This is a genomic window from Kribbella antiqua, from assembly GCF_004345665.1.
GTDB classification, from domain to species: Bacteria; Actinomycetota; Actinomycetes; order Propionibacteriales; family Kribbellaceae; genus Kribbella; species Kribbella antiqua.
This window is the reverse complement of record NZ_SLWR01000020.1, coordinates 89,221-97,593: the sequence shown is the minus strand read 5'-3', so window position 1 is coordinate 97,593 and position 8,373 is coordinate 89,221. Positions and strand designations below refer to the sequence as shown.

General features: G+C 67.7%; 8 protein-coding genes. 4 read left to right on the top strand and 4 right to left on the bottom strand.

Annotation, left to right across the window (positions count from 1 at the left end; genetic code table 11):
• Positions 1-127: 127 nt before the first annotated feature.
• Positions 128-796 (bottom strand): GntR family transcriptional regulator, encoded by a 669-nt coding sequence (locus EV646_RS37850; protein WP_132157503.1) that lies wholly within the window; start codon positions 794-796, stop codon positions 128-130.
• Between the two features lie 183 nt (positions 797-979).
• Here EV646_RS37850 and EV646_RS37845 point away from each other — a divergent pair, with 183 nt between their 5' ends.
• Positions 980-2,581 carry a phage tail tip lysozyme gene (locus EV646_RS37845; protein ID WP_241996596.1) on the top strand — a complete coding sequence of 534 codons (1,602 nt, stop codon included), beginning with the start codon at positions 980-982 and terminating at the stop codon, positions 2,579-2,581.
• Positions 2,574-3,176 (top strand): PEGA domain-containing protein, encoded by a 603-nt coding sequence (locus EV646_RS37840; protein WP_132157501.1) that lies wholly within the window; start codon positions 2,574-2,576, stop codon positions 3,174-3,176. The genes EV646_RS37845 and EV646_RS37840 overlap by 8 nt, the downstream gene beginning before the upstream one ends.
• 6 nt (positions 3,177-3,182) lie before the next feature.
• Here EV646_RS37840 and EV646_RS37835 read toward each other — a convergent pair whose 3' ends face one another.
• Positions 3,183-4,055, bottom strand: a complete 873-nt coding sequence (locus tag EV646_RS37835; RefSeq protein WP_132157499.1) for a dimethylarginine dimethylaminohydrolase family protein — start codon at positions 4,053-4,055, stop codon at positions 3,183-3,185.
• 198 nt (positions 4,056-4,253) lie between these two features.
• Between EV646_RS37835 and hisC the strand changes: the two genes are divergently transcribed.
• Positions 4,254-5,333, top strand: a complete 1,080-nt coding sequence (gene hisC / locus EV646_RS37830; protein ID WP_132157497.1) for a histidinol-phosphate transaminase — start codon at positions 4,254-4,256, stop codon at positions 5,331-5,333.
• A complete protein-coding gene (locus EV646_RS37825) occupies positions 5,330-6,040 on the top strand; it encodes an SDR family NAD(P)-dependent oxidoreductase (protein ID WP_158291126.1) in 711 nt (236 codons plus the stop codon). Before hisC ends, EV646_RS37825 begins: the two co-directional genes overlap by 4 nt.
• A gap of 151 nt (positions 6,041-6,191) precedes the next feature.
• On the opposite strand, the gene EV646_RS37820 is transcribed toward EV646_RS37825, so the two are convergent.
• Both EV646_RS37820 and EV646_RS37815 read right to left on the bottom strand, forming a co-directional pair.
• Positions 6,192-6,791: a hypothetical protein gene (locus tag EV646_RS37820; RefSeq protein ID WP_132157493.1), complete on the bottom strand. Its 600-nt coding sequence runs from the start codon at positions 6,789-6,791 to the stop codon at positions 6,192-6,194.
• A 473-nt stretch (positions 6,792-7,264) separates the two neighbouring features.
• On the bottom strand, positions 7,265-8,236 hold the full coding sequence (locus EV646_RS37815) for an EamA family transporter (RefSeq protein WP_241996595.1): 972 nt from the start codon (positions 8,234-8,236) through the stop codon (positions 7,265-7,267).
• Positions 8,237-8,373: the final 137 nt, after the last annotated feature.

Sequence of the window (8,373 nt, the reverse complement as noted above, 5' to 3'; positions counted from 1 at the left end):
CCAACTCCACCGGCAACCGAGGACGACCACCACGAGCACCCATCACAACACCCCTTCAACCGAAAGGTGTTGCAATCACTCCTTGAGCCCGCCCCCTTATTTGGTGGGTCAACCCACCAAATAAGGATCAGCGGTGGGGCATGGCGATTGCTTCGAGGAGGGACTCCTGGGCGCCGGCCAGGTGGTGGCGGAGTTCTTCGACGCACTCGTCGAGCTCGCCGCGCTCGAGCAGGCGGATCAGCTTGCGGTGCGACGCGACCTGCTGCTTGGCGTCCTGCCGCAGGGCGTCCACCCGGGCCAGCGCCAGCCTGGCCTCGCCAGTGACCGAGTCGGCCATCGCGATGAGGCGTTCGCTACCGGTCAGCGCGACCAGGCTCCGGTGGATGGCCAGGTGCGCCTCCGTCATCGCCTCCGGGTCCGCGCCGTCCTTGGCGATCGCGGCGAACGTGCGCATCGCCTCGCGGACCCGCTCCCGTGCCGCCTCGTCCGCGTCGTACCAGGCCCGGATCCCGGCCGACTCGAGCACGAACCGGGCACGGCAGATGTCCGCCACCGAGTCCGGGTGCAGGATCGCGACGCTGACGCCCTTGTTCGGCTCCCGGACCGCGAGACCCTCGGTGACGAGCATCGTCATTGCCTCGCGAACGGTGCTGCGGGCAACCCCCAGCGCCTCGGCCAGTGGTTGCTCGCGCAACGGCGTACCCGGTTCGAGGTCGCCAGCGAACAGGGCAGCGCGCAGCGCGTCGACCACCCGGTCCACCGTGGTCGATCGATCCACCCGCAGCCGTTCGTACATGGGGCGATTCTCGTCCAGTCAAGCTCCGTTGTCGCGCGCGGCACCCTGACCGGGTAGCTTCCGCTGCCCGTCCTGTGGATAACTCCCGACATCATGACCTGGTTTTCAGGCAACATTTCCCCAGTGGCCGCCACTCTCCCCGGGTCGCCGGGCTGAGCCACCGAGCGAGTGAGGAGCTGACCGTTGGCTGACAGCAACATGCCGAAGTACGCCGGCGGCGCCTTCATCGTCCTTGTCCTGCCGATCTTCATCGTGCTCGCGATGATGATGGGCGCCCTGTCGGGGATGTCCTCGGCCGCGTCCTGTACGCCCGACGACACGTCCACCGCGGCGTTCGGCTGGCCGACCGACCGGCACGAGATCGACCTGGACTTCTACGAGCCCGACACCGAGGGCAACAGCCACTCCGGGGTCGACTTCAAGGTCGACGAGGGCAGCAAGGTCTACGCCGCGGCGGACGGCAAGGTGTCCAAGGCCTCCGGCGACGAGATCCGGATCGAGCACGAGAAGAACCAGGTCGAGACCCGGTACAAGTACCTCAAGGACATCGAGGTCAAGGTCGGCCAGGAGGTCAAGCGCGGCGAGCAGATCGGCACCTCCGGCTCCGGCAGCGAGGCCGGCACGCTCGGCCTCAGCGGTGCGCACCTGCACTTCGAGCTGTGGGTCAACAAGGGCGACGGCCTGGAGAACACCAAGCCCGAGGACAACGCCTTCGGTGACGAGGACACCGGCGGCGACAGCGGCTGCGGCTGCGGCACGGGTGGCGGCGACCTGGTCGGCTCGGACAACCAGCAGAAGGCCTACAACTTCATGGTCTCGGCGGGCTACTCCAAGGAGCAGGCCGCCGGTGTGATCGGCAACATGATCCACGAGTCGAGCGTCGAGCCGGCCCGGCTGAACGGGACCGCTCCGGGGGTGAAGACGCACCCGTCGGCGGCGGTCGGGCTGGACAAGGCGTGGGGGATCGTCCAGTGGTATCCGGCCAAGAAGATCATCCAGAATTCGCGGGACGCCGGCGTCGACGACGCCACCATCGAGTCGCTGGCCTACCAGCTCGACTTCCTCCGCAAGCAGCTCGAAGGCAAGGGTCCGGTGCCGACAAAGGACGCGGGCGACCGGCTCCGCGCCGCGAAGACGGTCGACGACGCCGCCTTCCAGTTCGCCCGGTACTTCGAGATCTTCAGCACCAACCCGAACGATCCGGAATTCGCCGAACGGCAGAAGACCGCGAACGAGGTCTTCAAGCGGTACAGCGGCGAGGCGCCGGCGCCGGGCAGCGGCGGCGCGGGCGGCTGCGTCACCGGTGGGAACGGCGACATCGTCAAGACCGCGCTCGGGCTCGCCTGGGACACCCCCGGTCACGGGTTCACGCCGAAGGACGGGTATGCCGACGCGGTGAAGAAGTACAACGGAGCGACCACGGATGATCCGCTGACCGACTGTGGGGTGTTCGTCGCCACCGTGATGGTGATGAGCGGAGTGGACAAGGACTATGCCCGGCGTAACACGGACGCTCAGATGGACTACCTGCGCAACTCGGGGAAGTACGAGATCTACGACAATCTGACCAACGAGGGTCAGCTCCAAAAGGGCGACATCTTCATCATCGACGGGCACACCTACATCTACACCGGGAACTACAAGGGCGGCGACGGAAAGACCTACAACGCGGCGTCGGCGTCCTTGCACGGGCACACACCGGAGGCCTCGCACGTGTATTTCGACGACTACCGTGGCCACTACACCGTGGCCCGGTTCAAGGGCGGAGCGAGTAAGAATGACTGAGGACCGCCGGCTGTTCGTGCTGAGCGGCACCGTGGTCGTGATCGCGGTGATCCTGCTCGGTGGGTACCTGGTGTTCCGCGGCGGCTCCGAACACACCGTCACTGTGGTCTCGATCCCGAACGATCTGACCCTGACCGTCGACGGCAAGCAGGTCGCGGCCAACGGTGCGCTCAAGCTCAAGGAGGGCGAGCACACCTTCACCGGTGAGCGGCGCGGCTTCGAGACCTACAGCCAGACGGTGAAGATCGAGCAGGACTCCAGCTACAAGATGTACCTGTTCTCGAACAACGCCGAAGGCCGCGAGTGGGAGAAGAACCATCCGGGCGAGACGCTCCAGGCCGAGGCCGAGTCGGGGCGCCGGTTCGACGAGCTCAACCGCCGGCTCGAGGCGAAGTACCCGATCCTGCAGGAACTGCCACATCTCGGCGCCGGCTTCACCATCGACCAGGGCAGCTCGCAGGCGCACAAGGGTGATCCCGAGGTGCTTGCCTTCTACATCAAGGTGTACGGCAGGGACGGTCGCAAGAACGCGCTCGAATGGCTCAAGGGCCACGGGTACGATCCCGCCGCCCTTGAGCTCATCTGGACCAAGTAGTCGCCGTCAGGCGGGCAGCGTGAGCTGGCCGCCGGGGGTCGTGATGGCGGCCATCGGGAAGTCCAGCGGGTTGGTCAGGCAGCGGGCGGAGCCGCCGGCCTTGTGGAACTCGCCCAGGTCGAGGACGACGACGCGGAGGCCGAGGCCGGTGAGAATGTCGTGCAGGCGCGGGGAGCAGGCCGGCATGATGATCGTCTCGTTCACCACGATCGAGTTGCCGCAGAACGCGAACGCCTCCTCGTCGGTGAGCACGATCGGGTCCGGCACGATGCCGGACAGCTCCGCCTGGCTCGCCTCGTCGAAGGCCGGCGGATAGACCATCGCGTGCGTACTGTCGACCGGGCAGAACGGCAGGTCGAGGTGGTACATCCCCTCGTGCGCGATGCGTAGCCCGCGGACCCGGATGTTCCACTCGGTCGCCAGGTGCTTGAGCGCCTCCGCCTCCGTGCGCGGCCCGTACCCGACCACCAGGCTGTCGCCGAACACGAACGCGTCGCCGGACTCGAAGTGCGGTCCGACATCATCAGAACCGGTCCGGCCGAGCGTGAACCCGTGCCCGATGAACCAGTCGGCCGCGGTCAGCGACTCCTTCCGCCGCGGCTCGAACCGCATGTGCGAGAGCATCGCCCGGCCGTCCGCCGTCGCGAGCCCGAGGTTCATCGCGTAGACCATGTCGGGAGAGTCCGGCCGCTGCGCGAGTACGTCGACCTCGCCGCCCGCGTCGACGATCGCCTGACGCAGCGAGTCCCATTGCTTGAGCGCGAGTTCGGGGTCGGGCTGGTCCTGGGTCGACATGTACGGGTTGATCACGTAGTCGATCCGGAAGTGGTCCGGGCGGACCATCAGATAACGGCGACCCCACTCCAGCGACTGACCCATGTGAACCCCTTACCTGACTGTTGAAACCTGATCTCGCCTCCGCCGAGCGCAGCGAGGCGCCCTGTCAGATCTCCTGATTGTCCGACAATCAGTCAGTTTGCAGCCCGCTCTGGCCGGAGTCAAACGGTTCTGGCGAGGGTGGCCCAGGACACTTGGTGGAGGGTGGTTCGGGGGTGCGGTAAGGACTAACCTGCGGGCATGACCCCTGACAACGAGGTTCGGTTTCGCGCCTGCCTGGACGATGTCGCGGCGTACAAGCCCGGTCGTCCGCCCGCGCGTACCGACGGCCGGCCGACGTACAAGTTGTCCAGCAACGAGAACCCGTACCCGCCGCTGCCGGGTGTCCTGGCCGCCGCCACCGAGGCCGCCGCGCAGATGAACCGCTACCCGGACATGGGTGCGGTCGACCTGCTCGAGGCGCTGTCGGCGCGGTTCGGCGTGCCGACCAGCGACCTCGCCGTCGCGACCGGCTCCGTCGCGCTGCTCTACCACCTGCTGCAGGCGACGGTCGCCGAGGGCGACGAGGTGGTCTACGCGTGGCGCTCCTTCGAGGCGTACCCGATCGCCGTCCAGCTGACCGGCGCGACGTCGGTCCGGGTGCCGCTGACCGACGACGCCCGGCACGACTTCAAGGCGATGGAAGCTGCGCTCACCGACCGGACCAAGGTCGTCATCGTCTGTACGCCGAACAACCCGACCGGGCCGGTGGTAAGGCGTGACGAGCTGCTCGCGTTCCTGGACGTCGTACCGCCGAATGTGCTGGTCGTGCTGGACGAGGCGTACCGCGAGTTCGTCCGGGAGCCTGACGTCGTCGACGGTGTGGACGTGTACCGGGACCGGCCGAACGTCGCCGTACTCCGGACCTTCTCCAAGGCGTACGGCCTGGCCGGCTTCCGGGTCGGGTACGCGATCGCGCACCCGACGGTGGTGGCCGCGATTCGCAAGTGTGCGTTGCCGTTCGGGGTCAGCCACATCGCTCAGGCGGCCGCGATCGCGTCGCTGGGCGTCGAGGACGAGCTGCTGAAACGGGTCGACGCGCTGGTCGAGGAGCGCACCCGCGTGGTCGACGAGCTGCGCGCCGCCGGGTGGGAGGTGCCGGAGACGCAGACGAACTTCGTCTGGCTGAGCCTCGGCGACGACACTGTCGCGTTCGCCGAGGCGGTCCAGGCCGAGGGCGTCTCGATCCGCCCGTTCCCCGGTGAGGGCGCGCGGATCACCATCGGCGAACGCGAGGCGAACGACCTCTTCCTGTCCGTCGCCCGCGCCTGGCGCACGTGAGCTCGCTGGTCTGGATCTCCGGGGCATCGGCCGGGATCGGCGCGGCGCTCGCGGCGGCCGTGCCATACCCGGACGCGCGCGTGATCGATCTGTCCCGGCGCGGCGGTACGGCGGAACACTTCCAAGCCGACCTGTCCGAGCCGGCCGACTGGGTGCGGGTCGAGCAGCACTTCGCGCAGGAGCTGAGCGGGTACGACGGTGAGCGGGTCGTCTTCATCCACAACGCCGGCACGATCACGCCGATCGGGCCCGCGCATGATGTCGACGCCGCGGACTACACGCGGGCGGTGCTGCTGAACTCGGCCGCGCCGCAGGTCCTCGGCCGGGCCTTCCTCCGGGCCACGGCTGGGCTCAGCTGCGAGCGGCACCTGGTGATGCTGTCGTCAGGCGCTGCCAAGACGGCGTACGCCGGATGGTCGTCGTACAACGCGGGGAAAGCCGCGGTCGAGCAGTGGGTTCGGACGGTGGGGCAGGAGCAGGACGGATGCCGGGTGATCGCCGTCGCACCGGGAGTGGTCGATACCGCGATGCAGACCGAGGTCCGGGCGACGGCCGAGGAAGCCTTCCCTGCTGTCGGTCGCTTTCATGAACTCAAGCGCACCGGAGCTCTCAGTACGCCGGCTGCTGCGGCTGCCGGCATCTGGTCGCTGCTGGAGCGAGACCTGCCGAACGGTTCGTGCGTGGACCTGCGGGATCTGCGGGCATGAAAACGCCCGGCCCGCAGTGGGACGAGGGCCGGGCGTGAAACGGCGCCGGGAGGAGTGAGGCTTTCTCCCGGCGCCGCTTGTGGTGCTACCGAATCAGTCACCCCACCGAGGTGGCTCTTTCGGGTCCTGCGTCACTGACCAGGGAGGGAGGTCAGTTGTTCTGGCTGGAGCCCTGCTCGCAGGTCTTCAGCGAGTCGACGGAGTTGCCGTCGTTGCCCAGGCCCAGGATGCCGGTCAGGTCGCTGATCGGGACCTGCCCGCCAACGCCGTTCACCGGAACCTCGTTGTGGCAGACCTGGAACGGGCCCACGTTGTTGCGGGAGACGGAGACCAGGCCGTCGTCGCCCATCCGGTACCACTTGCCGTTGTTCTGCTTCGAGTCCTGCTCGCAGGTCTTGACGGCGGTGGCGCTGTTGCCGTCGTTCCACAGGCCGACGACGCCGACGATGTCGGTGACCGGCACCTGGCCGCCCACGCCGTTGACCGGAACGAAGTTGTGGCAGGCCTGGAACGGACCGACGTTGTTCTGGTCAACGGACACGAGCGACCCGTTGCCCTTGACCCAGTACCACTGCTTGCCACCGTGGCCGCCGTAGCCCTTGCTGGCCAGCGACGCCGCGTCGGCCAGGCCGGTGTCCGCAGCCTTCTTCTGGGTGTCGTCGAGAACGTTCGCGCTCACGACGGTGGCCAGGCCCAGCGTGGCGACGGTCGCCACGGCCGCGGCGGCGGCGATCTTGCGAGTTACCTGCATTATGCCAGGTTTCCTTTCGGGTTTGACGGGTTCGTCTTAGTGGTAACGACACCTGATGGGGCCGGTTACTAATTTTTTTGTCAGCAATTGCGCCCAGGCGGAAACCCATAGCCGCCACGTGATGACTTTCCTGACGGCGCAGCAAACCCGCCCTGACCAGGCAACTTGCCGGTAACTCGCCCCGTTGGAACGATCCTCAGCTTTTCGCGGACCGGGCGTAACCGATGCTGTCGTGCGTCGTTGAGTGAGCGCGGGTGACGGATGAACCCGGTGATTCGGAAGATTGTTTTCGGTGGGCTCGGTGGCCGCCGAATTGGCGATACCACGAAGAATCGGAATGTCGTTGGAACCATTGCCGGAGTTTCGCGCCGTGTTTTTTCGGGGCAGGGCGCCGGCCGGCACCATGGCCCGCTGCCGCGCGCATCGGCAGCGGTGGGAGACCCGGGTCCCCTAGGGGCCCGGGTCCTTCCTTGTCACCGCCCGGCAGTCGCCCGTGGTCGCCTCTCGGCCGACACCACGAGCGCGACACCGACGATGATGACGGCGCCGCCGATCAGGATCTTCGCCGTGATGTGCTCGGAGAGGATCAGCCAGCCCAGCAGTACGGCGACCGCCGGGTTCACGTACGCGTAGGTGCTGATCAGCGAGATGGGCGCGTTCGCGAGCAGGTAACTGTAGGCGCTGTACGCGAGCAGCGAGCCGAAGACGATCAGATAGCCGAGCGCGATCCAGCCGGAGCCGTCGATCGCGCCGAGGTCGAGTCGCCCGGGTTCGCCTCGGATCACGCCGAGCAGGATCATCGCCGTACCGCCGAACGCCATCTCGTACAGTGCCGCGACCAGCGGGTCGCGCGGCAGTCCGAGCCTGGGGGAGAAGCGGGAGCCGGTCGCCCAGCTGATCGTGCCGACCACCAGGATCCCCACCGACAGTGGCTTCGCGCTGGTGTCGCCACCGGACACCGCGAGCACTGCCACGCCGGCGAATCCGATCAGGACGCCGAGCCAGGTCAGCCACCGTGGTCGCTCGCCGCCACCGACGCGCAGCAGCATCACCCAGAGCGGGATCGCGGCGACCAGCAGCGCGGCCAGTCCGGAGGGCACCGTCTGCTCCGCGATCGCGACCCCACCGTTGCCAAAGGCAAGTAGCAGTACGCCGACGACGGCCGCTCCGAGCGCCTCGCGGCGGGTGATGCGGAGCCGACGCCAGCCCGACTTCAGGCTCAGGATCGCGGCCAGCACCACGGCCGCCGTCAGGAACCGGGACGCCATCCCGAGCATCGGCGGGATCTGCGCATCGACGACCACCCGGATGCCGAGGTACGTCGAACCCCAGACCACGTACACCACCGCGAGAGCCGACCAGATCATCGCCGCCGACGCCTGACGGGCACCGGTCTCGGGCAGTACGGCGGGCGAAGCGGCGGCCATCAGCGTCCTCACTGTCATGGGTGTAATGCAAGAACAGTAATTACGCTAAGCCCACGGCGGGACCGGCGCAAGGCGGTTTCCGGTCAGCAATCCGCTGTTTCCCGCCACGCCATGCGGACCGGGAAGGGTGCCCGGTACTGAGCCGACGACCCGGC

Coding starts and splice junctions, on each gene's coding strand:
- hisC (WP_132157497.1), top strand. CDS start 4,254: ATGACCCCTGACAACGAGGTTCGGTTTCGCGCCTGCCTGGACGATGTC.
- EV646_RS37820 (WP_132157493.1), bottom strand. CDS start 6,791: ATGCAGGTAACTCGCAAGATCGCCGCCGCCGCGGCCGTGGCGACCGTC.
- EV646_RS37840 (WP_132157501.1), top strand. CDS start 2,574: ATGACTGAGGACCGCCGGCTGTTCGTGCTGAGCGGCACCGTGGTCGTG.
- EV646_RS37850 (WP_132157503.1), bottom strand. CDS start 796: ATGTACGAACGGCTGCGGGTGGATCGATCGACCACGGTGGACCGGGTG.
- EV646_RS37815 (WP_241996595.1), bottom strand. CDS start 8,236: ATGACAGTGAGGACGCTGATGGCCGCCGCTTCGCCCGCCGTACTGCCC.
- EV646_RS37835 (WP_132157499.1), bottom strand. CDS start 4,055: ATGGGTCAGTCGCTGGAGTGGGGTCGCCGTTATCTGATGGTCCGCCCG.